The sequence below is a fragment of the Trinickia sp. genome, assembly GCF_051954495.1.
Taxonomy (GTDB): domain Bacteria; phylum Pseudomonadota; class Gammaproteobacteria; order Burkholderiales; family Burkholderiaceae; genus Trinickia.
The window spans coordinates 100,633-126,243 of the sequence record NZ_JBQCHR010000182.1 but is presented as its reverse complement, the minus strand read 5'-3'; the positions used below and the strand labels follow the sequence as shown (position 1 = coordinate 126,243).

Annotated in this window: 21 protein-coding genes and 1 pseudogene; 3 read left to right on the top strand and 19 right to left on the bottom strand. The window is 63.0% G+C overall.

What is annotated here, in order from left to right; all coding sequences use genetic code 11:
- The 3 genes and pseudogenes from ACTHNR_RS25910 to ACTHNR_RS25900 all read right to left on the bottom strand — a co-directional run.
- Positions 1 to 288: pseudogene (locus ACTHNR_RS25910) on the bottom strand (type VI secretion system Vgr family protein); the annotation flags it as partial.
- A 316-nt stretch (positions 289 to 604) separates the two neighbouring features.
- Complete coding sequence (locus ACTHNR_RS25905; protein WP_440551546.1) at positions 605 to 1,918, bottom strand: MFS transporter; 1,314 nt, start codon at positions 1,916 to 1,918, stop codon at positions 605 to 607.
- A 93-nt stretch (positions 1,919 to 2,011) separates the two neighbouring features.
- On the bottom strand, positions 2,012 to 3,067 hold the full coding sequence (locus tag ACTHNR_RS25900; RefSeq protein WP_440551543.1) for an ABC transporter substrate-binding protein: 1,056 nt from the start codon (positions 3,065 to 3,067) through the stop codon (positions 2,012 to 2,014).
- 234 nt (positions 3,068 to 3,301) lie between these two features.
- Here ACTHNR_RS25900 and ACTHNR_RS25895 point away from each other — a divergent pair, with 234 nt between their 5' ends.
- On the top strand, positions 3,302 to 3,967 hold the full coding sequence (locus tag ACTHNR_RS25895) for a response regulator transcription factor (protein ID WP_440551541.1): 666 nt from the start codon (positions 3,302 to 3,304) through the stop codon (positions 3,965 to 3,967).
- Positions 3,954 to 5,342: a sensor histidine kinase gene (locus ACTHNR_RS25890; protein WP_440551539.1), complete on the top strand. Its 1,389-nt coding sequence runs from the start codon at positions 3,954 to 3,956 to the stop codon at positions 5,340 to 5,342. The genes ACTHNR_RS25895 and ACTHNR_RS25890 overlap by 14 nt, the downstream gene beginning before the upstream one ends.
- A gap of 49 nt (positions 5,343 to 5,391) precedes the next feature.
- On the opposite strand, the gene ACTHNR_RS25885 is transcribed toward ACTHNR_RS25890, so the two are convergent.
- The 4 genes from ACTHNR_RS25885 to ACTHNR_RS25870 form a co-directional block, all read right to left on the bottom strand.
- The gene (locus ACTHNR_RS25885) at positions 5,392 to 6,495 is read right to left on the bottom strand and encodes a porin (RefSeq protein WP_440551537.1); all 1,104 of its coding nucleotides are present in this window, start codon (positions 6,493 to 6,495) and stop codon (positions 5,392 to 5,394) included.
- Between the two features lie 480 nt (positions 6,496 to 6,975).
- The gene (locus ACTHNR_RS25880) at positions 6,976 to 9,033 is read right to left on the bottom strand and encodes an ATP-binding protein (RefSeq protein ID WP_440551534.1); all 2,058 of its coding nucleotides are present in this window, start codon (positions 9,031 to 9,033) and stop codon (positions 6,976 to 6,978) included.
- Positions 9,020 to 10,531: an ATPase domain-containing protein gene (locus tag ACTHNR_RS25875; RefSeq protein WP_440551533.1), complete on the bottom strand. Its 1,512-nt coding sequence runs from the start codon at positions 10,529 to 10,531 to the stop codon at positions 9,020 to 9,022. Before ACTHNR_RS25875 ends, ACTHNR_RS25880 begins: the two co-directional genes overlap by 14 nt.
- Before the next feature lie 250 nt (positions 10,532 to 10,781).
- Entirely contained in the window at positions 10,782 to 11,687 is a 906-nt protein-coding gene (locus ACTHNR_RS25870) for a LysR family transcriptional regulator (RefSeq protein ID WP_440551530.1), read from the bottom strand.
- 135 nt (positions 11,688 to 11,822) lie between these two features.
- Between ACTHNR_RS25870 and ACTHNR_RS25865 the strand changes: the two genes are divergently transcribed.
- On the top strand, positions 11,823 to 12,878 hold the full coding sequence (locus ACTHNR_RS25865; RefSeq protein ID WP_440551528.1) for an aldo/keto reductase: 1,056 nt from the start codon (positions 11,823 to 11,825) through the stop codon (positions 12,876 to 12,878).
- Between the two features lie 86 nt (positions 12,879 to 12,964).
- Here ACTHNR_RS25865 and ACTHNR_RS25860 read toward each other — a convergent pair whose 3' ends face one another.
- The 12 genes from ACTHNR_RS25860 to ACTHNR_RS25805 form a co-directional block, all read right to left on the bottom strand.
- Complete coding sequence (locus ACTHNR_RS25860; protein WP_440551527.1) at positions 12,965 to 13,798, bottom strand: AraC family transcriptional regulator; 834 nt, start codon at positions 13,796 to 13,798, stop codon at positions 12,965 to 12,967.
- Positions 13,795 to 14,517 carry an NAD(P)H-dependent oxidoreductase gene (locus ACTHNR_RS25855; RefSeq protein WP_440551526.1) on the bottom strand — a complete coding sequence of 241 codons (723 nt, stop codon included), beginning with the start codon at positions 14,515 to 14,517 and terminating at the stop codon, positions 13,795 to 13,797. The genes ACTHNR_RS25860 and ACTHNR_RS25855 overlap by 4 nt, the downstream gene beginning before the upstream one ends.
- Before the next feature lie 52 nt (positions 14,518 to 14,569).
- Entirely contained in the window at positions 14,570 to 15,022 is a 453-nt protein-coding gene (locus tag ACTHNR_RS25850) for a DUF2000 domain-containing protein (protein ID WP_440551523.1), read from the bottom strand.
- 101 nt (positions 15,023 to 15,123) lie between these two features.
- Complete coding sequence (locus ACTHNR_RS25845) at positions 15,124 to 16,554, bottom strand: efflux transporter outer membrane subunit (protein WP_440551522.1); 1,431 nt, start codon at positions 16,552 to 16,554, stop codon at positions 15,124 to 15,126.
- Positions 16,555 to 16,563: 9 nt separating this feature from the next.
- Positions 16,564 to 18,147 (bottom strand): DHA2 family efflux MFS transporter permease subunit, encoded by a 1,584-nt coding sequence (locus tag ACTHNR_RS25840; protein WP_440551519.1) that lies wholly within the window; start codon positions 18,145 to 18,147, stop codon positions 16,564 to 16,566.
- A 7-nt stretch (positions 18,148 to 18,154) separates the two neighbouring features.
- Complete coding sequence (locus ACTHNR_RS25835) at positions 18,155 to 19,255, bottom strand: HlyD family secretion protein (protein ID WP_440551516.1); 1,101 nt, start codon at positions 19,253 to 19,255, stop codon at positions 18,155 to 18,157.
- 99 nt (positions 19,256 to 19,354) lie between these two features.
- The gene (locus ACTHNR_RS25830; RefSeq protein ID WP_440551514.1) at positions 19,355 to 19,777 is read right to left on the bottom strand and encodes a MarR family winged helix-turn-helix transcriptional regulator; all 423 of its coding nucleotides are present in this window, start codon (positions 19,775 to 19,777) and stop codon (positions 19,355 to 19,357) included.
- A 111-nt stretch (positions 19,778 to 19,888) separates the two neighbouring features.
- Positions 19,889 to 20,509: an ANTAR domain-containing response regulator gene (locus ACTHNR_RS25825; RefSeq protein WP_440551512.1), complete on the bottom strand. Its 621-nt coding sequence runs from the start codon at positions 20,507 to 20,509 to the stop codon at positions 19,889 to 19,891.
- Positions 20,506 to 21,738, bottom strand: coding sequence for a transporter substrate-binding domain-containing protein (locus ACTHNR_RS25820; protein ID WP_440551510.1), 1,233 nt, complete (start codon positions 21,736 to 21,738; stop codon positions 20,506 to 20,508). Before ACTHNR_RS25820 ends, ACTHNR_RS25825 begins: the two co-directional genes overlap by 4 nt.
- 43 nt (positions 21,739 to 21,781) lie before the next feature.
- Positions 21,782 to 23,065 (bottom strand): amidase, encoded by a 1,284-nt coding sequence (locus ACTHNR_RS25815; RefSeq protein WP_440551509.1) that lies wholly within the window; start codon positions 23,063 to 23,065, stop codon positions 21,782 to 21,784.
- Positions 23,066 to 23,089: 24 nt separating this feature from the next.
- Entirely contained in the window at positions 23,090 to 23,797 is a 708-nt protein-coding gene (locus ACTHNR_RS25810; RefSeq protein WP_440551507.1) for a branched-chain amino acid ABC transporter ATP-binding protein, read from the bottom strand.
- Positions 23,794 to 25,560 carry an ABC transporter permease subunit gene (locus ACTHNR_RS25805; protein WP_440551560.1) on the bottom strand — a complete coding sequence of 589 codons (1,767 nt, stop codon included), beginning with the start codon at positions 25,558 to 25,560 and terminating at the stop codon, positions 23,794 to 23,796. The genes ACTHNR_RS25810 and ACTHNR_RS25805 overlap by 4 nt, the downstream gene beginning before the upstream one ends.
- Between the last annotated feature and the right edge of the window lie 51 nt (positions 25,561 to 25,611).

The window sequence follows — 25,611 nt, the reverse complement described above, 5'->3', positions numbered from 1 at the left end:
CCCCATTCCGGCGTTACCGCGCAGCCCCGGAATGAAATGCCCCTTGCCCTCGAGCTCGATCGAGACGGTCACCTCGGTGCCGATCAGCTTGTTCAAATCGATGTTCGCCGCCATGCTCGGCGAGAACGAGAGCGAATCGGGCGTCTTCAGCTCAAGCGTGTACTCGAACAACTCGCCAAGCGTTTCCCGGCCGCTCAGTTTGACCGGTGTGAGGATCGGTTGATCGCCGTACATCGGCAGGGCGGCGCCGGATATTGAGAGGGTACGGCGATGCAGACGGTTGAGCATGTTGGATTCCGGTTATCGCGGCCATCACTAAGGGCCACGCGCGACGCTCCCGGATTTATTCACAACACGGATGCCAACGGAAATAGGAAAATTCTTAATCGTTCAGAAACCAAATCAAAAGGCATTAATCGCCGCCGACGAGCGTTGAAGATGGCGGTGAGCGAAGGTATGGCGTTCAACCATCACGGAAGAGGTCGCAGCAACGTCCAGCGCGGCCTTGCGCCCATCGAATTGGTCCTCGATCCACGAAGCCAACTCCGACCACGGTGGGGCAATGCAAGGCCAGCGCCGGCCATTTTTCGCTCTATTGCAACCTTCACGCCCTCGCCACCGCCAGCCCCTCGTCGCTCGTGCGCATCCAAGCGACCAGCGCCCCACAGCAGAGCAGTGCGAGACAGACGATGGGAACGATCATGGGCCCGAACGTCGTTCCCGTCACCTTGCCGACAAGCGGCATCAGATTCTGACTGAAGAATCCGCCCAGGTTGCCGATCGAATTGATCGCCGCCACGCTCGCGGCCGCGCGGGCGCCCACGAAGTAGCGCGGGGGCATCGACCAGAAGCACGGATAGAGCAGCGGAATGCATGCACCGCCAAGCACCAGCGCGATAAAGCGCAGGACAGTCGTGGGCAACAACAGGCTCAGCAGAAAGCCGAGCGAGCCTAGGGCCGCCACGATCGCGATCGTACGCAAGATGCTCTTGCCATGACGCAGCCGCTTCGGCAGATACAAGAGCAACAGAACGGCAAGCGCCCACGGAAGCATGCTCAAGAGTCCGTTGATGCCGCTCGACACCCCGAAGGACTTCACGATCGTCGGCAACCAGTAGGTCACGCCGTAGAGCGAGGTCGACATCAGCATGTACGTCCCGGCGAAGAGCATGACGCGCGGGTCCAGCAGCGCCATCCACGGTTTCGAATGCACTGCGTGCTCGGGCTTTTCTCGCTCGAGCGCAGCCGCGACGACCTGCTTCTCGCGCTCGTTCAGAAAGCGTGCTTCGCGATACGACGCCGGCAAGATGCGGAACACCAAGATCCCGACCAGCACCGCAGGCAAGCCGGTGGCGATGAACACCCACTGCCATCCCGCGAGGCCGGCCACGCCGTTCAGACCGAGCAGCAGGCCGCCCACGAGCGAGCCGAGCATGTTCGCGAGCGCACTGCCGAGCGTGAAGACGCCTAGCACGCGCGCACGATGGCTTTGCGGAAACCAGAGCGTCAGGTAATAGATGACCCCGGGGTAGAAGCCCGCCTCTGCGACGCCGAGCGCGAAGCGCAACCCGCAAAACGCCGACATGGATGTCGTGAAGCCCATCAGCACGGTGATGACACCCCACGTCAGCATGATCCGCGCAAGCCATACGCGCGCGCCGTAACGATGCAGCGCCAGCGTGCTCGGCACTTCGAAAAGCAGGTAGCCGATAAAGAACAGCGAAGACGCGAGCCCGAATGCCGCTTCGGTCATACCGAGGCTATGCACCATCTGCAGCTTGGCGAAGCCCACGTTTTGCCGGTCGATGAATGAAATGAGAAACATGACGACGAGCGTCGGCAGGAGATGCCGAGACATCTTGCGCATCACCTGCTGTTCTTCCGCGCCTTTCGGCTCCAGCGTTGCACTTGCGTTCACCGCGTGCCTCCAATATCTGTATGAGTATCAGTGTGGTTGAGAGTAAGCCGCGTCCATCGAAGGACGCTGCGTGTATTCGGTTGTCGCCGCCGGCTAGGCGATGAATTGATCGAGCACGGGCACGAACATGTCCTGCCACGTATGCGGCTTGTTCTTGATCGTGCCGACCATGGATAGGAAGTCGACGTAGTCCATCAATTGGTTCGGCTGCAGCGAGAACCTCGTATGCGGCGCACTGAGCACGCGCATGACATCCGCGGTCGAGACCTTCAGGCCCGACGCGGAAACGTAAATGGCCGCGGCGGCGGCCGGATCGCGGCCGATGAGCCGCACCGCCTCGGCAAGCGCATCGAGAAACGCCGACACCATCGCGGGTTCTTCATCGACGAGCCGCTTCGGCGAAAACACGACGTCGAGCGTCAGCGGCCCAAGCACATCGACAGAATTCGCGACCTGATGAATACCCGGTTGTTGCAACTCGAGCGTGGAAAACGGCGGCGAAGTAAAGTGCGCCGTGACGCCGTTCTCATGCCGCAAGAGTGCGCGCATTGCCTCGGGATGAGGCAGGTTGACGGTGATGGAATCGAGCTTGGCGAAGTGCGGCGCCCCCAGCAGTTTCGCCGCCAGCATCTGCAAGACGACCGCGGACAGCGAGGTGCGAATGCCCGGCACTGCAATGCGGTCAGCCGGCGTGAAATCGCGCAGCGTAGCGATCCGCGGCACGTTGCTGTTCAGGGAAAGCGCCGTGGTGGACAGCCCCGAAATGCCGATCACCTCGACGTTCGGAATGCCGCGCGCACGCGCCCAAAGCTCGATGAACCCAGGCGCCCCGGCGCTCGCGAAATCGAGGGTGCCAGCCATCATCGCGTCGTCGACCGAATTGCCGCCATCGAGCAGCACCCATTCGACGTTCACCGAATTCAGTCCGTGACGCGCGGCGTTTCGCTCCATCAGCCGCAGCTTTTCCATGACGAGCAAAGGCAGGTACAGCAGGCCGTAGCCCTTCGAAATGCGCACGGTGCGGGTCCGAGCCAAGACGAGCGAGGGCGCGACCGAGGTGGCCAGCGCCCCGGCAAGCAGCGTGCGGCGACGCGTCGACGGCTTCGTCACGCTCGCTGCTTGTGTCTCCTTGTCTCGTCGAACCTTCATGTGATGTCGTGTGAGCCTCACCGGGCCCGATCGAATTTCGCCTGTTGGCACAGGTTATCGAGTCAATCTGAGAAAATGCTGACATCGCGCCCCGGGGAAAACCCGCAATTGGGGCACGCGGCGAGAAGCCTCACTATGCGCGTTTCTCGTTCGAAGCGGCCGGGCGGTTGCCCCGCGGCGGATGCGGGAAGTCCAGCAAGATCGGAACCTAAACTCGAGCGTCGGAAAGACATCATGCGCATTCTTGTCGTCGAGGACGACGCGGAGATCGGAGCGGCGATTCGTGCCCGGCTGAGCCGCCTGGGGCACGCCGTGGACCTGGAACATGACGGAGGCGTCGCGAACAGCCTGCTTGCCGTGGAGACGTTCGATCTCGTCATCCTCGACGTCATGCTGCCGACGCTGGACGGCTTCACCATCCTGCGCAATTTACGCGCGGCCGGGCGCATGACCCCGCTATTGCTGTTGACCGCGCGCTCGGCCATCGACGATCGCGTCAGCGGCTTGGCGCTGGGCGCCGACGACTACCTCGTCAAGCCGTTCGATTACCGCGAATTCGAAGCACGCGTCCAGGCGCTGCTGCGTCGCGGCAGCGGCCAAGCGCACGACGTCATCACGCTCGGCAGCCTCGTCATCGACCGCACCAACCGGCTGGCCGAACTCGAGAAAAAACCCTTCCCGTTATCGCGTCAGGAATTCGCGCTGTTGGAGATCCTCGCCAGCCGCCCCCAACGTGTGTTTTCGAAAGAAGAACTGCTGACACTCCTGTTCAACTTCGACAAGGAACCCAGTGCGAATGCCGTGGAGCAATACGTCACGCGCGTGCGTAAAAAGCTTCAGGGCACCTGTGTCGAGATTCGAACCGTACGCGGCGTGGGATATCAAATTGCGACGCTTTGATCGTTTCGTCAAGACGCTGTTCGGCCGCACGCTGCTCTTCATCGCGCTCGTCGTCGCGATCGGCGCCGCGACGCTCGCCGTCATCGCCCGCTTCTACGCAGGAGTCGCAGCCGAGCGCGCCTACGACCAACTGCTCGCGGGCTCGACGATCCAGGTGGCCGAGAATCTTTACGTGCAAGGCGGCGTACTTGCACTAAGCCCGCCCGTGGCCGCGCTATCCACGATGTCGCGCTACGACAGCGTGTACTACAAGGTGCTCGATTCGCGAGGCATGGTGGTGGCAGGCTATGCGGACCTGCAAAACGCGGCCAATTTGTCGGCCGCCAAGCAAGGCCCCGTCTTTGCAAACGGGATCTATCAGAACAAGCCGATCCGTATCGCGACGATCGCACGCTATATGCCGGAAGAGCGCACGCCGGGCTGGGCCACCATCACGGTCGCCCAGACGACGAACGCGCGTCAAGCGTTGACGAACGAAATGAGCTTCAAGGTGTGGACGCTTATCCTGCTGATGAGCGCCATCGCGCTCGTGGCCAGCGCTCTGGCCATCCGTCGAGGCCTGCGCCCATTGGCGCAGATCGAGAACATCATCGCCGCCCGCGATCCGGCCGACCTGCGCCCCGTCACGGTCGAAACGCCGAGCGAAATGCAAGCGATCATCGGGGCGATCAACGGCCTCATCAGCCGGCTCGCGGAGCGCATTACGGCGATGCAGCGGTTCATCGCCGATGCGGCGCACCAGATGCGCACGCCGCTCGCGCGGCTCGACGCGCAAATCGAGCTGCTCGAGCACGAGGACGACCCGGCGCAATTCGCCGCGCGTCTCGCGGCGCTACGCAAGACGAGTTCCGATGTGGGAAGGCTGACGGGCCAACTGCTCAATCATGCGATGGTCATTCACCGCAACGAGGTGATCCCGTTCGAGCGCATCGAACTCGTGGCCCTCGCCAAGGAGGTGCTCGGCCGCGCCATTCCGTTGGCCGACGAGCGCGACGTAAGAGTGTCGTTTCAGAGCGATGCAGAACAGGTATGGCTAGCGGGCGATGCGATCAGCTTGCAGGAGGCCCTCTCCAACGTACTGCACAATGCCTTGCGTCATGGGAAGGCGGATGTGATCGACGTATCGATTTGCACGCAGCGGGAATCGGTCCGCATTACCGTGACCGACAACGGACCGGGCATTGCACCGGAGAACTGGGATGCGGCGCTACGTCCGTTTTCGCGGATCGGTGCGCCGGGACAGGAAGCGCGACCGGGGTCAGGCCTCGGGCTCGCGATCGTCCACGAAGTGATGAAGGCCCACGGGGGCAGCGTGCAGTTCGACATGCACCGGCCCGGTGGATTCTCGGTCGTGCTGGCGCTTCCCATGAAATGACCGAAACCCCGGCACGAGCCGGGGTTTCAAACCAACGCTTGCTCGGCGATCAGAAAATGTTGCGAAGGCCGATCGCGACGCCGGTCTGGTTGTTGCGGCCGGGGAAGTCGGCGGTGGCCGCACCCGTGCCGTGGATGTAATCGACGGTGCCGTACACTTCCGTGCGCTTGGACAGCGAGTATTCGGCAAGCAGCGTCGCCGAATAGCGCGTGCCGCGTCCCGTGGTCACGTCATCGCGGTTGAGCGCGCCGCGCGAACGGTCGTAATAGCCGGCCGCCGAGATCAGCAACGGCGAGGTCACTTGCCAGGTCGACCCGATGTAGAAGCCGTCGTCGATACGATTGTTGTAGTTCGCCTTCGGCGCCCAGCCCGCCGCCGGGGAGCCGGCCGCTGCCATGTAGAGATCGACGATGCCGGTGTGGTCTTGCGCATGCAGCCACCCCGCGAACGCCTTGACCGAGCTGAACGCATAGACCGCACCCACGTTGAACACGCGGAACTTGTTGTTCGAAGCGTCGCTGTTCTGTTGGTAGCCCACGTCGACGGACAGGCCGCCCATCGCGTACGATGCCGTCAGGCCGTACATGTTGCCGGCTCCGAGGCTGCCGGGCACGCCGCCCACGCCGTACATCGCCTCGACGTTCAGGCCGCCGAATTGCCCGTTGTACTTGATCGAGTTGTTGGTGCGCAGGCCATAGCCGAGCGCGCCGGGCAGCCAGCCGTCCTGATCGAAGTTACCCACCGTGAGCGGGTCGTACACATTGCCGAGCTGATCGAACAGCGGCGTGTTCTGACGCCCCAACGTGACCGCGCCATACTGGTTGCTCGACAAGCCGACGTACGCCATCCGATTGAACTCGGTGCCCGTGCTCGCCATCTGGCCGTTCCAGAGATTGAAACCATTCTCCAGCCGGAAGATCGTTTGCAGACCGCCACCCAGGTCTTCCGTACCCTTCACGCCCCAACGGCTACCGGTGATCGGGCCCACGCCCATCGAGAACTGGCTGTCGTTATTCGCATTCGCATTCGTCAAATAACGCACGCTCGTGTCCACGATGCCGTACAGCGTGACGGAACTTTGCGCGTGAGCCAACGAGACCACCCCGGTCAAAACGGTACCGGCGAGTGCCTTGAGCACTGCATTCTTCTTCATTGTTGCATCTCCTGACTTCAGGACTTCTATGTTTATGATGTAGTTGACGCGTCGCTTCGCGAACGGAGCTTGCATTTGGCCCAAAGCGATTGCACTGCTAAATCGCATTTAATGCCGTTCGGTCGGGCTCGACATACTGAAGGACGCGCCGCCTAGCCTTGCCGCGGCGGTCATTCGGTCCGGGCAGGCTTTGGTGCACGCGAATTCTACAACCGGCCGAACGTTGATCAAAAATCAATTGACGTCACGGATTGCAGTGTCTGTCTGGCGAGCCCTTGCAGTAAAAGGCTGTCAAGCCGCAGGGGCGTCGCGGCCAGGCAAAATGCGATGCGTTTTTGCAACAACCTTTGAAATTGGCGCGACCGCCGATTATTCATTTTCTCGGCGAATCGATGTCGACCGATCCGGACTTCCGAGCGAACAATTAGTATTGTCACTGACTTTACGAATATTTTTTTCGCTCTAGCGCGATTGCCTTCCCTAATCGGACCGCACCGTGCGAAGCGCTCTCGCGATCTCCGCCACGAGTTGATGCTGTTGATAGGGCTTGCGCAGGCGCGCGATATCCATACTGGCCCCCGACGGCAGATCCGCGTAGCCCGTGGCGATGACGACCGGCAGATCGGGCCTCAGTTCTCGCGCGGCGGACGCCAGCTGCATGCCCGTCATCTTGGGCATCGAGTAGTCGGTGATGAGCAGGTCGATCTTCTTGCCCTTCTTGAGCACTTCGAGCGCGCTCGCCCCTGAGTCGGCTTCGATGACCTCATGCCCCAAATCCTCGAGTAAGTAGGCCGTGCTGTTCGAGATCAGGGGGTCGTCGTCGACCAGCAAAATCGTGACGCCTCGCATCGGCGCCTCGCTACCTTCCAGCGCCGATTCCACTGCGGGCTCGGGACTCGCTTGCGACGTCACCGGCAGCCATAGCTCGGCACGCGTGCCTTTGCCGACGGCGCTTTCGAGCCGCAAGGCTCCCTTCAACTGAAGCGCCAAGCCGTGAGCCATCGACAAACCAAGGCCTGTACCTTTCCCCAGCTCCTTGGTCGTAAAGAACGGCTCCATCGCCTTCGAGAGCGTCGTCGCATCCATGCCGCACCCCGTGTCGCTGATACTGACGCGCACATAATCGCCCGCGGCGAGATCCGGTTCGCCCACGGCGCGGACCGCGTCGGCGCGAACGGTGACCGTGCCGCCGTCCGGCATCGCATCGCGCGCATTGACGACGAGGTTCAACAGCACGAGTTCGATCTGATTGGCATCGACGAGCGTCAGCGGCAGCTGTTCCGGCAAGTCGAGCTTGAGCTCGACGCGCGCGCCGACCGAGCGTTCGAGCAAATCGCTCATCCCGCGGATCAATTTGGACAAGTGCGTGGGCTCGGTTCTGAGATCTTGCTGGCGCGCGAACGCCAACAGCCGCTGCGTCAACGACGCGCCACGCCGAGCACCCCGAAGCGCACCGTCGGCGAGCCGCGCGAGCCGCTCGTCCTGCACCTGCTTGCGCAGCAGTTCGAGATTGCCCATGACCGCCATGAGCAGATTGTTGAAGTCATGCGCCACGCCGCCCGTCAACTGCCCGATCATCTCCATTTTTTGAACCTGACGCAGCGCCTCTTCCGCGCGCTCGCGCTGCCCGATTTCCTCCAGCACGGTCCGGTGGGCGCGCTCGAGTTGCGCCGTGCGCTCGAGCACCTTCTTCTCGAGTGTTTCGTTGAGACGGTGCAAGTTCTCTTCGGCGTTCTTGCGGGCGGTGATGTCCGACGACACGCCGACGAGCCGGGCGGTCTTGCGTCTTCGATCGATCACGTGCCTGGCGCGCAGATCCACCCAGTGCAGCGTGCCGTCAGGCCAGAGGCTGCGGCATTCGATCGCAAAGTCGGCGTTCGTGTCGAGGCTGACCCAAATGGCTTCGCGCAAGCGAATCCGGTCGTCGGCGTGCAGACACGCTTCGAAATCCGCATAGGTGAATGCAGTACCGGGGGGCCAGGCGAACACGGCCCGAGTGGCTGCGGACGCAGTGACTTCGGTCGGCGGCAGGTCCAACTCCCACTGACCGAGCTGACCCGCGGTCAATGCGGTCCGCAGTCGAGCCTCGCTCTCGTGCAGTTCCTCCATACGAGAACGCGCCTCGTATTGCCGAGCACGCCCGCGCTGAGCGTTCGCCACCACGCTGATGAACGTCATGGGGTGAAACGGGCGCTCGAGAAACACGACGTTGCCGAGTGTCTTGATGAGCACGGCCGCACCCGGGCGGCGATCCGACGCGCCGCCGCGCTGGGTGAGAACGATGAACGGAAAGTCCGACCACTTCGGTTGCGTGGCCACCCACGCGGCGAGCTCGGTCAGATCCACGTCGCGCAGCGCCTCTTCGGTCACCACCGCGCAGGAGATTTCGTCGCGCAGCGACCAGGACAAATAGGCGAGGTCCGGGCACACGATCGCATCGGTTCCCGCCTCGCGCAGCAGCGCGGCGGCGACGGGCGCGTCTCGTCCGGACGGCGCCAGGATCAGCGCCGGCGAACCTTGTCGATCAGGCGTCGTCATCGCTCGCTGCATTGAGGTTGAGGAGCGTCCGTTCGCCGACGAAAGTCGGCACGCCGCGCAGCACGCCCTGGAACTCATCGAGCGCCGCCCCTACCGTGAGGCCGCTCTCGCCGATGCGGTATTCGCGGATGGTTTCTTCGTGTCGGCCGGTACGCTTCTTGATGACGGAGACGGCGCGCCTGACGCGGCCGCGGGCTTCGAAGTAGCGCAGAAGGATGACCGTGTCGGCCAGATAAGTCACATCCACGGGCGCTTTCATGTCGCCGACGAGGCCATGCTGGGCCACGGTCAGAAACGTGCTCGCGCCCCGCCGGTTCAAGTACTGCAGCAACTCGTGAATGTGCAACACGAGCGCGTTTTCTTCCGGCATGGCGGATTGATAGCCGTTCAGGCTGTCGATGACAACCGTAGCCGCCTGAGCCCGATCGACGCAGTTGCGCACGCGGTGAGCGAACTCTCCCGGCGACAATTCGGCGGCGTCGACCTGCTCGACGTGCAGGTTGCCCGCGTCGCGCGCGGCCTCCAAGTCAAAGCCCATTTGACGCGTCCGATCGAAGAGCAGACCGAGTTCCTCGTCGAAGACGAACAGCGCCGCCTTTTCGCCGCGCGCGAGTGCCGCCGAGATGAACTGCAGCGAGAAGGTGGACTTGCCCGTACCGGACGGCCCGATCACTAACGTACTGGAGCCTCGCTCGATACCGCCTCCCAGCAGCGCGTCGAGTTCCGGCACGCCGCTGCTGACGCTCCCGCGGCCGATCCGCGTGCGATGTTCCGCCGCCACGAGGCGCGGGAAAACGGCAACGCCGCCGGTTCTGATCGCGAAGTCGTGGTATCCGCCGCGAAATTGCCGTCCCCGATACTTCGTCACTTTCAGCCTGCGCCGCTCCGCCCCGTAATCGGGCGAAAGCTCTTCCAGCTTGATCACGCCGTGGGCGATGCTGTGCACGGTCTTGTCGGTCGCTTCCGAGCTCAGGTCGTCGAGCAGCAGAACCGTTGCGCCGTTTCGAGAAAAATAATGCTTGAAAGCGAGGATTTGCCGACGGTAGCGCAGCGAGCTCTGAGCGAGCAGGCGGATCTCCGACAAGCTGTCGAGCACGATGCGCTTGGGGCGCACGCGTTCGAACGCGCTCAAGATCGACCGCGTGGTCTCTCCGAGCTCGAGGTCCGACGAGTACAGCAGGCTCTGCTGCTGGTCGGCGTCGAGCAGGCTCTCGGGAGGCACGACCTCGAACACGTCGACGTGATCGCCAAGGCGCCACCCGTGCGAAGCCGCGCCATTGCGCAGCTCTTTTTCCGTTTCGGACAAGGTGACGTAGAGCCCGCGCTCGCCCGCCTGCGCGCCCGTGATCAAAAAGCGCAGGGCGATTGTCGTTTTTCCCGTACCGGGAGCGCCCTCGAGCAGGAAGATGTTTCCTTCGGCGAGCCCACCGATCAGGATGTCGTCGAGCCCGGGCACACCGGTTTCGGCCGTCCCAACAATGCTCGTTTCAGTGTCCATCGATCGCTCCCGGTAGCTTGAAGAGTTTTAGGGAAGGGATGACCTGAAATTGTCGAAAAGACATGGGCCGCATGGGTACGCTTGCCGGCCAACGGAAGGCTAAGCCTTCCGGCGCAACGTGGGCGACCCTTTTCTTCTTCCCCTATTTGTTAAGCAATTCGCAGAGGAAGCAGTTTTCGTGCCTAAGAGGTGACGCAGAGGGCGGTTCATCGGTCGAACAAGCGGCAGCGCCCCGCCTCTCTGCGCCCGCTTAGTCGAAATACGGCTCCAACACCGTCTCGATCCAGCTCATGAAGGCGCGCACGCGCTGCGAGAGGTTGCGCCGATGGGCCACGACGAGCGACGCGTCGAGGGGCTTGGGCCGCAAGTCGGGCAAGACTTCCACCAGCGCGCCGCGCTCGACGTAATGCGCGAGCCCCGAATATCCCGCCTGAATCAATCCAATCCCCGCCAGTCCGGCCGCATGATAGGTCTGCACATTGTTCACTTGCATCGCTCCCGGCAACGCCAGCACCGCGTAGCCGTCGCCGGTCGGATATTCCCAGCCCGCCAGCTTGGCGCCGAGGGTCGGCGCATAATGAATCATCCGGTGGCCTTGACTTCTCAGGTCGTCGAGCGTGTGCGGTACGCCGTATCGCGCCAGATAGCCGGGGCTCGCGGCATTGATCATTCGCAGCTTCCCCAAAGGGCGCGCAACCAGCGTCTCGTCGCCTATCGGCCCCAGGCGGACCACGCAGTCGAACCCCTCTTGGACGAGATCGACTCGCCTATCCGTGCTGGAAAGCTCCAATTCCAACTCCGGATGCGCCGCCATCAGTTGCGGCAAGGCTGGAACCACGATGCTTCGCGCCAGCTCGGTCGGCATGTCCACACGCAATCGCCCCCGCAGCGGCGCGCCACGGTTCGCGAACATCGATCGCAGTTCTTCCACGTCGGCCAGCAGATCGCGCGCGCGTGAATAAAACGCGCGGCCGTCCTCCGTGAGCTGCACGCTGCGGGTGGTGCGATGCAGAAGGGCCACGCCCAGATCGCGCTCCAGTTCGCGGATCACCATGGACACGCGCCCCTTCTGGATCCCAAGGGTTTCGGCCGCGCGCGTGAAGCTCGACATTTCCGCGACACGCGCGAAGATCAAAAGTATGTCCAGGTTTTGCATTGTTCACCTGAGGAGTAACAGAACGTTCCATTGGTCGTTATTTATAACGCAGTTTCACCTCAGTAGACTCGCGGTGCGACTGTGACGGATCGCAGTCGCCGCGCAATGTTCAACCCATCTCGAAGGAGGATGGCCGTGAAGTACAAGCAACTTGGCCGCACCGGCCTGTATGTCTCCGAACTGTGCCTCGGCGCCATGACGCTGGGCGGCAATGCCGACGCCGGCATGTGGAAGGCGATCGGCTCGCTCGGTCAGGAGGAGACGAACCGATTGATCGGCCGCGCGCTGGCCGCGGGAATCAATTTCATCGACACGGCCGACGTCTACTCTTTCGGCCAATCGGAGCGCCTCGTCGGACAGGCGCTGAAGGAGATCGGCGTGCCGCGCAGCGAGATCGTGCTGGCAACGAAGACCGCGGGCGCCATGGGCCCGAAACCGAACGATCAAGGCGCATCGCGCGGTCACATCATGGATTCCGTTCAAAGAAGCCTAGAACGGCTCCAAGTCGACCATATCGATCTCTACCAGATTCACGCTAACGATTCGGTCACGCCGATCGAAGAGACGCTGCGAGCGCTCGACGATCTCACGCGGCAAGGGCTCGTCCGCTACGTGGGCGTGTCGAATTGGCGTGCGGGCAGGATCGGCAAAGCCCTCGGGCTCAGCGAAGCGCTGCACGCCACGCGCTTCGAGACGCTCCAGGCCTACTACTCGATTGCGGGGCGCGACGTGGAGCGCGAACTGGCGCCGCTCGTCGTCGAGGAGCGCATGGGGTTGCTCGTCTGGTCGCCTCTCGCCGGCGGCTTGCTCTCCGGAAAATTCGGCCCGGGCGCATCCACCGAAGAAGGCGCGCGGCGCGGTCATTTCGATTTTCCGCCGGTCGACCTCGAGCGAGCCTGGGCGTGCGTCGCGCAGATGCGCACGATCGCCGCCGCGCACGGCGTCTCGGTCGCGCAGATCGCGCTCGCCTGGTTGCTCGCCAAGCCCCACGTCACGAGCGTGATCATCGGCGCTAAACGCATCGAACAGCTCGAAGACAATCTTGGCGCGGTGGAAGTCGTACTGACCGAGGACGAACTGGCGCGTCTGGACGCCGTGAGCGCACTTCCTCCCTCTTATCCGGGTTGGATGCTCGAGCGCCAGGATGCGGGCAGGCGGCCGCAGCCTTTCAGCCCCGCCGACAAGAAATAGAGCAGGCTGCCGCGTATCGCACGCCGCAAACGGAGGCCGCAAAGACGAGAAAGCCCGGGGCTACCGAAGCCGGGCTTTCCCCGCCTTTACAAAAACGCGGCCTGATACACCTTCGGCGTAACGCCCGTTTGCTGCTTGAAAACGCGCGTGAAATGCGACTGATCGGAGAAGCCCACCCACGCGCCTACCTCCACGATGCTCTTACCGTCGCGCAGCAGCGTCATGGCGCGGCGGATGCGCTCTTGCTGCAGGAATGCGTGAGGGCTCAGCCCCGTCTCGCGGACGAAGGCGCGTAAGAGCACGAACGGCGTCACCCGATACTCGCCGGCAAGCGTCGACAACGTCGGCCGCATATGCAAATCGTCGCGCAAGCGGCGCTTCACGGCACGAACCAGCTCGGGCTCCCCGCGCGCGGCGGATAGCTCAACGGGGGAAGCCGCATGTCGGGCGTAAAGACCCAAGACAGCAGACGCCAACGCTTCGCTGCGCTTGAAGCGATCGTCGTCCACCTCGGAACACCAATTCACGCCGTAAAGATGCTTCGCCAATTGCGCATCGGCGATGAAAGGGCTCTTCGCTCCGAAGCGCTCGCGCCGCGCAATGCCGAGCGTCTCGCAGTACGACGCCAACGCCGAGGGCTGCACGTGTTCCACACGCATCTTCCAGCGTCCCTCGCCGGCCGCGGCGCCGGCGTGCACGACGCCGGCCTCGATCACGATCACATCGCCCCGCCGACACACGCGTCGTTGGCCGCTGACCTCCACGGCCAGGGCGCCGCCCGTGACGACCGCCAGGCAGTGGGTGTCATGCGCATGCGGCGGATACCGGTGGCCGACGAACTCGCCCTTGAGCATCAGCGCATCCATGACGTCCGGAGCGCGCCAGAGCTTGATCGAACGCGCGGAGGCTGCGGTTCTCATGATGTGGCGGAACGTGCGATGGGTTGGAAAATGTCATCATAACCCTCGAAGCGCGGCATCGACATAGGCGCCCGCTCGTCGATGCGGGCAATGAAGTCGCGCCAGCGAACCAACGTGTCCGCGCGTTGCTCGGCGGAACAATACGGAATGTGCCAGGCGAAAAACGGCTCCAACACCTCATATCCGACGTACCCCAACGTGCCTTGCAGCAGATGGCGCAGCATGCCGCCCGCCAATTCGCCGTGAATCCCCCGAGCGCCGAACATGTGTTCGCGCCCGCCCAAACTCACGCCGATCACGGCCCGCTTGCCGGCCATTCCGCCGCGGCCATAGATACGCTTTCCGCCGTACATCGCGCCCGAAACGAAGCAGCGATCGATCCAGCCCTTGATCAGCGCCGGTACCGAAAACCAATAGAGAGGAAACACCATGACGAGGGTATCGCTCGACAAAAGCGCCTGAACTTCCCGCGCTATGTCGGGCGCCAGCGCGTTTTTTTGGAACGCATGGCGCTGCTCCAGCGCATAAACGAGGTAGTCGCTGTCGGCGCGCGCGGCGAAGTCGGTCGCGCGGACGACCGGATCGAACTCGAGCGCGTAGAGATCCGAGAAGCTCACATCGTCGCCGCGCTCCTTCAAAACGCGCACGGCCTCGTGGGCCATGGCCGTGCAGAAGGAGCGCGGCTCCGGGTGGGCATGGACGACGTGAATTTTAGCCATGGGATATCCCAATGCGATTAGTGGTCGAGCATCGCCTCGACGCTCGCTTCGATCAAGAGAACAACGAGAAGCCGCCGACCAGCTTGCCGATTTTCTTCTTGCCGCCCACCAAACCGACGGCCAAATATCGAATCGATTCGCCCGGCAACGCGCGCACGGCCTCCAAGAAGGCGCTGTAGTCGGTCGTGGTTTGCCCTTCCACCGGGAAGTCGACGACATCGCAATGCTCGATCGCCTTCCGGCGCAGCTCGATCAGCTGTCGACCCGTTGCCTTGAGAACCGGGATGCCGATGGGGATCAGGCCGGGGTGAGCCACGCCCTCGCGATCGAGCAGTTGCGCTCCCACGAGATGGCCGTGGCGCTGCCCCAAGGTGAACGCGACGACCGCCGCGGCATTCGATGCTTTGCCGGGCGCGAGCGCTTCGTCGACGACGATCACGCAACGCTGCGACTCGGCGGGGGTCGGGCTATCGCTCGAAGGGAGCGATTCGGTTTGCAAAAGCACGGCTTCTCTCCAGAAAAAGCGTCATCGGAAAGCATGCTAGAGCCGTGCTCATGAAAAGTATTGGACGATTTTGCAGCGAGGCGTGGGACGCGCCTCGGGCTTCAATCGAGCGATGCCGCCGCGAACGTACCCGATGCGTCCCACCCTCCGCCAAGCGAGCGATACAGCGCAACGGCGGCCAGCGCATGCTGGCGTTTAGCCTGGTTCAACGACTGAGCGTCGCGCAAGTACACCTCCTGTGCGGCGAGCACATCGAGAAAATCCGTCGCCCCGCCCTTATAGAGCTCATTCGACAAGCGCAGCGCATGATTCGACGCATCGAGCGCTGCGCCGAGCCGCTCCACCTGCGTCGCGCCGCTGACGAGATCGCTGCGGTTGTCCTCGATGTCCTTGAGCGCCAGCAGCATGGTCTGCCGCAAGGCGAGCTGCGACTCGCGCATCCGGCTCTCGCTCGCATCGATATTGGCCGCGATGCGTCCAGCATTGAAGATCGGGCTCGCCGCATTCAATGCGGCGCTAAAGAGGTTATCGGTCAGCGTAGGCAACCCGAGGTACGAAGAAGCGAGCAGGCCGTCGGCCAGGTCGAGCTTGAATTGCGGATAACGCTGCGCTTTCGACACGCCCACTTCGTCGGCGCGCTGCTCCACCGTTGCATAAGCGGTGCGCACGTCCGGGCGCCGCAGCAGCGCATCGGAAGGCAACACGGCCGGCACGTCTTGCGCGGGAACCGGGATATCGTGGGCCTCGGTCAAAAGCGCCCTATCGACGCTCTCGGGTGTGCGCCCCGAATACACCGCGATCAAACTCAATTGATGCTGGACGGTCGATTGCATGCCTGGAATCTGCGCACGAAGTTCTTCGAGCTGATTTTGTGCGCGCACAACGTCGACCTGCGTCGACAACCCGTAATGCAGGCGCTCCTGCGTGAGCTTCAACGCGCGGCTGCGAATCTGTTCGTTCTCGTCGAGAATCCGCAATTGCGCCTGGGCCCAGCGCAGGTCGATATAGGCGGCCGCCGTATTGGCGGCGAGCGCAAGCCGCAACTCGTTCAACGCTGCCTCGCGTCCCGATACCCGGGCCTGCGCGGCCAGCACCGCGAGACGCTCGCCTCCGAATACGTCGGGCGACCAGCTAGCGGACACCCCGAACCCCGCGCGCCGCACATAGCCTAGCGGCGGCGGCGTGTTCTGCCGCGCGTCCGACGCACCGGCGTTGGCGTTCAGTTCCGGCAGGAGCGCCGCTCGGTTTTGCGTGGCCAAGTCCTGCGCCTGCTTCACGCGCTCCACCGCGGCTTGCACGTCGAGATTGCCGGTCAGCACGGTTTCGACCAGCCGGTGCATCACCGGATCGCCGAATTGCGCCCACCATGCCTGCGCGCTGACACTATCCTGCTGTGCTGCGACGCTCCACGCAGGCGGTGAGATCCGACTCACCGTCTGCTTCAGATCCGCGTGCGACGCCGGCTGCACGGCGCAAGCCGATAGCGTCAGCCAAACGGCGCTCACCACGATTTTTATCATCATCCGTTTCATAGTGGGCTCCTAGTGGGCGTCGGCAGGCGGCGCCGTATTACCGAACGGACGCGAGAACAGCACGCTCAAGAGGCCAACCACGAAACACAGCGACACGGCGAGAAACGCATCGGAGAACGTGAGCACGAGCGCTTCGCGCATGAGCAGCGCGTGCAACTGTGCGAGCCCGGCGTTCGCCGCGTTCAGCACGTCGCCGCCCGCGGCCGATAAACGCGCGGTCTGCATCTGCAAGATCGATTCGACGGCGGGACGACCCGCGCTTAAATGTTCATCGAGCCGTTCGTAGTGAAAGTTCAGCCTATCGTTCAACATCGTGCTGCTGACCGCGATGCCGATCGCGCCTCCGAGATTGCGCATGAGATTGAAGAGCCCGCTCGCGGAACGCAGCCGCGACGGCGGCAACGAGCCCAGCGCCATCGTGACGATGGGCGGAATGCAGAACTGCTGACCGATGCCTCGCAAGGCCTGCGGAATCAGCAGTTGCTGCCAGCACCATTGACTCGTCAGGGGGACATACAGATAGCAGCCAACGCCGAACAGCACCAGCCCGAAGACCATCAAAAGGCGCATATCGACGAAGCGTGCGAGCGTCGAATACGCCACGAGCGCGATCAGCTGAAAGCAGCCTACCGACAGCAGCGCAAGCCCGATCTGCAGCGAATCGAAGCCGCGCACCCGGGCGAGAAACACGGGCGTCAGATATACCGCGCAAAAAATCCCGATGCCGGTAATGAAGGACAGCAGACTGCCGATGCCGAAATTGCGCACTGCCAACGCGCGCAAATCGACGATCGGCTGTTTCGCCGTGAACGCATGCACGATGAACAGGAAACCGCAAATCGCCGCGACCCACGCGCACAGTACGATCACGTCGTCGCCGAGCCAATTTTTGCGCGGCCCTTCTTCGAGCACGTATTCCAGGCAGCCGAGACAACCCGACATCAGCGCAATGCCGAGATAGTCGCCGTTCTTTAGCAACGATACGTCGGCCTTGTCGACGTGGACGTACTTCGGCACCATCGCCGTGACGAACACGCCCGGCACGAGGTTCAGATAGAACAGCCAGTGCCACGACCATTGCGAGGTGATCCAGCCGCCGATGACCGGGCCGATCGTCGGGGCTAGCGATGCGAGCGCGCCGATCGTGGTCGAAGCGATCAAACGCTGCTTACCTGGAAACAGCACGAATGCGGTGGTGAACACGGTCGGAATCATCGCGGCGCCAAGTGCGCCTTGCACGCCGCGGAACAGAATCATCGAGTTGATGTCCCACGCGAGTCCGCACAACATGCTCGAAACCGTGAAGCCGAATGCGGAAAACGTGAAGAGCCAACGCGTCGAAAACACACGCGTGAGCCAACCGGACATCGGAATGACGATGATCTCCGCGATCAGATACGAAGTCTGCACCCAGGACAGTTCATCTTGGCTCGCGGAAAGCCCGCCGCCGATGTCGCGCAGCGAAGACGCGACGATCTGAATGTCGAGCGTCGCCATGAAAAAGCCGACGCACATCAGCGCGAACGCGAAGGCTTTCGTACGCGTCGGCTGGTCGGCGGGATTGTCGGGAAGGAGTGCGGAAGCGCGCGTCATGATCAGCTTACCCCCGTGCGCCCGCGCTCGCCGAGGCAAGGTGCACTTTCACTATCGCGGATAAACCCGGGCGCAGTACGCGTCGCATGTCCTTCGGCACATCGAGTCGCACGCGAACGGGTACGCGCTGCACGATCTTCGTGAAGTTGCCGGTCGCGTTCTCCGCGGGCAGCACGCTGAAGGTTGCGCCGGTCGCCGGCGCAAGACTCTCCACTACGCCGTGCAACGTGTTGCTCGATGCGTCGAGTTCGACATCGACCGTATCGCCCGCGCGCATCCGCTTCAACTGGTCCTCCTTGAAATTGGCATCGACCCACAGTCCACTCGCCGGCACCACGGTCAACAGCGAGACCCCGGCGCTCGCCAGCAGTCCCACGTGTGCGGTGCGATTGCCCACGTACCCGTCGATCGGCGAACGGATCGTCGTGTATTCGACGTTCAATGCCGCGATGCGCTGCGCGGCTTGCGCGGTGGCGATACGGGCTTTCGCATCGCCGAGCTGCGCATCGAGTACCGCGATTTGCCGTTGCGCAGCGAGCAGGGCCGCGCCGTTTTGATCGACGGCCGCGCGCGCCTTGCGCATGTCGGCATCGGCGCGCTCGACGACCTGATTCGATACGGCGTCATCCTTCACAAGCGCCCGATAGCGCGCTTGGTCCGCGGCGCTGCGCGTCAGCTCGGCGTTCGAGGCCCGGACTTGCGCCGCCTGTTCGGTGATCGCCGCCAATTGCAGCGACTTTTTAGCTTCCAGTTCGGTGACGGCGGCGCGAGCACTTTCGACCTCAGCATTCGCCTGGGCAAGCCGTGCGTCATAGTCGCGGGCGTCGAGCCGCACCAGAACCTGATTCGCATGCACGTATTCGTTGTCGCGCACCAGAACTTCGGTCACGAAGCCGCCGACCCTGGGCGCCATCACCGTCACGTCGCCGCCGACATAAGCATCGTCGGTCGTCTCGACAAATCGGCCGACGAAGAACCAGTACGTCGCGGCCAGCGCAAGCGCCACCAAAACCGTGAGGATGGCGATCAGCATCCATGGAACGCGCCGCGTCGATTTGTCCGCGTTCGCCGTGGTCGGAGGCGCGATGGCCGAAGGGGTAGTCGACATGGCATTGATATGTGCATATGCACTTGCAAAGTTAAAAAAATGTGCACCCGCACACAACAAAGCGAGGCAACGACCGTCAAATCAAGTCCGCCTGTTCCTCTACCGGGTGATGGCGAAAAGCTCGGAGCGCAGCGCCTTCGCACGTGCGCGGCCGAATTTTTTCTCGAACTCGTCCTGCGCGGCGCGCCAAGCTATCACAGCCTGGCCGAATGTCGCCTCGCCCTTCGGCGTAAGACGGAACAGATGCGTGCGCCCGTCGTGCGGCGCAGGCTCGACGGCGACCAATTGATCGCGCTGCAGCGGTTTCAAGGCACGGACCAGCGTGGTGCGGTCCATGACCATGGAATCGGCGAGTTCCGCCATCGGCAGATCCGGCTTGCGTGCGAGCTTCGCCAGAATCGTGAACTGCGCGGCGGTCACCCCCACCTGCGCGAGGTGGTGTTCGTAGATCTGTGTAACGTGCCGCGCGGCCTGGCGCAGCGCGAAACAGTTGCACTCGTCGTGAAAGAGAGCGTGTTTCATGAAACGTACTGTATCTGTGCATACGCACACCGTCAAGTGAAATCTGACACGCCTCGCTCATGAATGCCATCGACCGTTCGATCGGACTCTGCGGCTACGCCCGCGCCCGCGTCAGGACTTCGATGCTTTTCCCAGCCCGAGTTTTTCCATCGCCTCATGGGCGTCGATGACCATTGTCGCGATCTCCCCCACGGTGACCCGGAGGTTGGTCGCACGCGAACGCATATGCTCATATGCTTCGTTTTCGCTGAGCCGGTGAGCATCCATCAGAATGCGGATGCTTTTCTCGATATGCCGCCGGGCTTTGATCGCGTCCTCGAGCTTGCCTATTTTGTGATGAAGCCGCTGCTGATAGCTCGAACTGGCGCGCGCCAGCACCAGCGTGCTCAAAATGCCGGTGGACCGGTAGGGCTTCGTGATCACGCCATGCGCCTGCGTATCGACGAGCATTTTCAAGGCCGTCGGATTTTCATAGTCGGACAGCGCGATCAGCGTCGCCTGCGTATCGACGGCGCACCAATGCCCCGCCGTGCGAAGCTCCGGCCCGACGAGGAAGAAAATCACATCCGCATCTTGCGGCAATTGCGCTGGAAAGGGCCAAACGGTCCGGACCGGACAGCCGATCCGGCGCAACTGCTCCTCCAGCACGCCGCGATCCTCACCGGGCGGATGGATGACAACGACGCGCAGCGTGCGCAAGTCGTCGAAAATACGACGCAACCCGGTATTCATGAGGGTTCCCCGTCGATCCAGAATTCCGTGAAGCCGTAGGCAGTCAAATAAGGATCCGGCTTGACCGGGCTCGCGCCTTCCCACACCACGTCGAACCGGCCATCCGCGCGACAGACCGCAATGCGCGGCGTCAAAACGGCATGGTTGTTCTCCGGATCGATTCTAAGCGGTCCCTCGGGAGAATCGAATTCGACTTCACGGGCGGCCTCCACGAGTTTGCTCGTATCGAGGCTGCCGGTGCGCGCCAGGGCGAGCGCAAAGAGGTGCACCTGGTTGTACGCCATTTCCGACCACATACTGGCCGGCTGATCCCCGAAGCGGGTCCGCCACGATTTCAGGAAGCGTGCGTTGCTCTCATTGTTCAGTGTATTGACGTAGGTGGCGGACACGATATGCCCGCCGCACAGCGGCGCGCCGATCATTTGCGTTTCGCCTTCAGTCATCGTCAGGCTGGCGATCGGGATGCGGGCGGGATCGATCCCGTGTTCGCGGTAAAGCCGGTAGAAGGCGCGCGCTCCACGGCCGATCAACGTCGAGAACACAACGTCGGGCTCCATGCGCTCGATCTCCCGCACCGCCTCCTCCAGGGCGGAAGGATCCGCGTCGCTGGGAAAGTACAGTTCCTCCACGATTTCGCCGCCGTGCTCTTCGACCATGTCACGCATGATTCGATTGGATTCGCGCGGATAGATGTAGTCGGCGCCGATGAGGAAGAAGCGCTTGCCCCGGTTGTGGAGCAGGTAAGCGGCCAACTGCATGCTGTTCTGATTCGGTACCGCCCCCGTGTAAATGACGTTCGGCGAATATTCGAATCCTTCGTAAATCGAGCAGTACCACAGCAGCGCGTTGTTGCGCTCGATCACGGGCAGCACCGCCTTTCGGCTCGAAGACGTGGAGCATCCGAAAATGACCGTTACATCGTCTTCCTGCAGCATCCGCGTGGCGAGCCGCCGGTATTCGTCGGCATCGCACTTGGGATCGTAGACGACCGGGTCGAGCAATCTCCCGTCGACGCCGCCGGCCGCATTGATTTCCTCGATCGCCAGCACCGTGCCGAAGAAATGCTCCGATTCGGTCGCGGAGGTCACCCCCGTGCGCGAATACAACACGCCAATGCGCCAGCCATCGTTGTGCTGACCGTCGCGCGTCACGTCCGCTTGCCTTCCGCTCGGGGCCGCCGGTTCCGAGGCCGACGCTGCCGGTTCGTCTTGCGCGCTTTCGTTGGACATGGCATTGCTCCGTACAATTTGAAGACCGAGCGCCTGTACCCGGTCATGCCGTGCATTCGGCGATCGCGCGTTCGACAAAGGCTGCCGCATCGAGACATCGCGCATCGTCCCAAGGACGGCCGATCACCTGCACCCCCATGGGACCGCCTCTTGCGCCCCATAGCCCCGGAACGTTCACGCACGGGCATCCCAGCAGCGTCCAGTTGCGATTGAATGCCGGATCGCCGGTCGAACTCAGCCCGTCAGGCGCTTCGTCCGGTGCGCTCGGCGTCAAGAGCCCGGTCATGCCGTGAAATAGCGACGACAGTCCCTCTTTCGCCTCTTTCGCCAGCACGCATGCCCTGACGTAAGCGGCCGTATCGATCTCGCCCGCACGTTCGAGAAAATCGGCAAGCATGGGCGAAAGCATGGCCCGATGGCGATCGTACTCGTATCCCAGCGCCTGCCAGGCCTCGTAGCTCTGGATCGTGTGATGAGCGCCGATCAGATCCGTCATCCACGCGGGAAAGCGAATGGGACGCACGCGGCCGCCGGCGCGCTCGATCGCCCGCGCAGCGGCCTCGAGCACGGTACTCGCGTTCGCCGACGGTTCGGTCCACGGATAGTGCTCCGGGATTGCGAACACCGGGCGGGTCGTCGAGCCGTCGACGGCCAGTTGTCGGCCCGAAAGACTCTGGGCAAGGTAAGCCACGTCCGGAACCCCAGCGGCAAACAGGCCCACTGTATCCAAGGACCACGAGAAACATTTCATGCCGACGGTGGACAACATACCGAACGTCGGTTTGTAGCCGGCAATGCCGCAAAACGATGCCGGGCGTATCGTGGACCCGCCAGTTTGCGTGCCGATGGCGAACGGCACGAGGCCGGCGGCCACCGCCGCGGCGGAGCCCGACGAAGAGCCGCCGGGGGTTCGGTTCAAGTCGCATGGATTGCGCGTGACCGTCGGCGCCATGTAGGCGAATTCGCTGGTGGTGGTCTTGCCGACGACGATCCCGCCACTGCGGCGCAACAGCGTGACGACCGCGGCGTCGGATCGCGGCCGATGCCCCTCGTAGATCGGCGAGCCATAACCGGTCGTGAGATCCGCGGTGTCGAAGATGTCTTTCACCGCGACCGGCATCCCCGCTAGGGGGCCCGTCGCGGCTATCGCCGCCGCGACCGCGGCTTCGCGCTGCGCGACAACGGTCATTGCCCGAACTTCGGGATCGATCTGCCCGATCCGCGCAAGCGCGTCTTCAACGACGAGGCCACGCTGCCGTGAATCGTTGCCGATTCGTTCGAGTAAATCCAAACCCGAGACAGGACGATAGAGTGAATGTGCGTTCAATGAGTCTTCCCACTGTGGAGCGCGTTATACGCGTAGGTAGCCGAGGACAGCAGCCGCGGCGCCTTCATCCTTAGCGTTTCCATGATCGATGATCTCGCCTTGCTTCAGCACAGCATAGCGGTCGGCCACAGCGAGCGCGAACGGAACGTTTTGCTCGATCAGCATGAGCGTCGTGCCGTGACGCGTGCGCTCCCACAACAAGGCCTGCGCCAAACGATCGATCACGGACGGTTGCAGGCCCTCGGTGATTTCATCGAGCAAGATGATCGATGGCCGCATCATCAGCGCGCGAGCGACCAGCAGCATCTTCTGCTCGCCGCCAGACAGCGTGCCCGCGTACTGCTTCAGGCGGCTCTTGAATACGGGGAAGACCGGCTCGATTTCCGCGAAGCGCTCGTCGAACACCGATGCGTCCGCAAGCCCGAGGCGCAGGTTGTCGCGGATCGTGAGATCTTGAAACAACGCATGCTCTTGCGGAGCATAGGCGATTCCGGCGCGCGCGATCCGGTGCGGCGGCAGCTTGGTGATGTCCAGCCCGTTCATGCGAATCGCGCCGGTTTGCTTCGGCAAGTAGCCCATGATCGTCTTGAGCAATGTGGTCTTGCCCATGCCGTTCTTGCCGAGCAGCGCCACGGCCTCGCCGCGCCCCACCGTCATCGATAGCTTTCGCAGCACGACCGAGGCCTTGTAGCCGCTGGTGATTTCCCGCAAGTCCAACGCGATCTCGCTCATGATGCCTCCCCGTGCGTCGCGTTGCCGTTGTCCGCGCAAGGCTGCGCGGTTCCCGCATAGATCGTCCTGACGAGCTCCGAGTTGACCACTTCGTCGAAGCTGCCCTCCATCACGATTCGACCTTGATGGAGGACCACGATGCGCGTGGCGATCTCGGCTACGAAATCGAGGTCGTGTTCCACCAGCAAACAACAGAGCCGATACTCGTGCGCTAGTGCGGCGAGGACGTTGCCGATCTGCGTGCGCTCCGTCTTCGTCAGTCCCGCCGTGGGCTCGTCGAGCAATACGATGCGCGGCGCCAATGCAAGGACCATCGAGAGCTCGAGCGCTTGTTGTTCCCCATGGGAAAGATCTTTCGCGACCGTACCGAGCTTGCGGTCGAGGCCTGTCATGCGAACGACCTCCAAGGCATACGGCGGCAAAGCAAGCGCACCCGAGCGGTGAACCAAAGAGGGCCGCTCGACGAGCGTGCTCGCGATCCTCAGGCATTGCGCCACCGTGAGCGTGTCGAAGATATTGGCGTTCTGGAATTTGCGCCCCAGGCCGAATCGAACGCAACGCTCGGGCGGCCATTGCGCAATATCTTGGCCGCAGAGTACGACCGTGCCCGCCGATCGTTCGGCGCCGTCGCTCATGCAGCGCATCAACGTGGTCTTGCCCGCGCCGTTCGGGCCGATGAGCCCCACGAGTTCGCCGGCGTCGGCATGCAGATCGATGCCCTGCAGCACCTTGAGGCTGCCGAAGTGCTTCTCCACCGCATTCATCCGCAACGCGGCCCCGTCGCGCGCAGCCGGCGAATCGGCGCGAACCGCACGTTCGACCAACGCGGGTTCGGCGCCGTCACCTGCCAGGCGACGGAACGGCTTCATCAGCAAAGGCGCCAACCCTTGCGGCAGCAGAACGATGACCGCGACGAACGCGGCGCCGAGAATCAATTGCCAAGCGAACGGCATGCTGCCGCTCAGATACGCGGTGGCGACATTGATCAAGAGCGCGCCGATAACGGGGCCCCACAGCGTGCCGCGGCCACCTAGCGCTACCCAGATGATCAGTTGCGTTCCAAGGACGAAACCCGTCAGTTCGGGGGCGACCACGCCGCTGAAGGCGCCGTAGCCGAACCCGGCGATACCCGCGACCGCGGCCGAGGCTACGAGCAGAACGATCTTGACGAGCGACGTATTGATCCCGAGATAGGAACACCGCGATTCGTTGTCGCGAATGGCCACCAGCACCTGGCCGCCATCGCTGCGCACGAAGACCCATGCGAGCCCGGCGATGACCAGCAGGCCGCCGCCGGCAAGCCAGTACCAGGCTTGAAGCGATAGATCGAACGTGTCATAGCCGGTCAAACCCGAACTCGACCCCGTCCATTCGCCGCCCGAGAGCAGCAATTGGCTCAGCACGATCGGCAGCACCAGCGACATCACCGTGGCGAAGAACGGAGACGCGCCACGATAGAACGAGAGCCAGCCCAGCAACAGCCCGACGGCTGCCGCAACCAGAATCGCGGCGCCCAGCGCCAGCACGACGAACCCCGGAGAGAAGCCGCCGTGCGTGAACACGAGCCCCGCTGCATAGGCGCCGATACCGAAGAAAGCCGATTGCCCGAACGTTAGATAACCCGCATAGCCCCACAGGATATCGACAGTCACCGCGACGATCGAGAAGAAGAACCCCTGGATCAAGACGTTCAGCAAGTAAGTACCGAACACGAAGGGACCGGCAGCGAACAGCAGCACGGCCAGCCCGCTCAATGAAAGCATGGCGCGTGTCCGCGTCCCGCGCCGATCCGGCAACCGGTTTTCGGGCAGCGA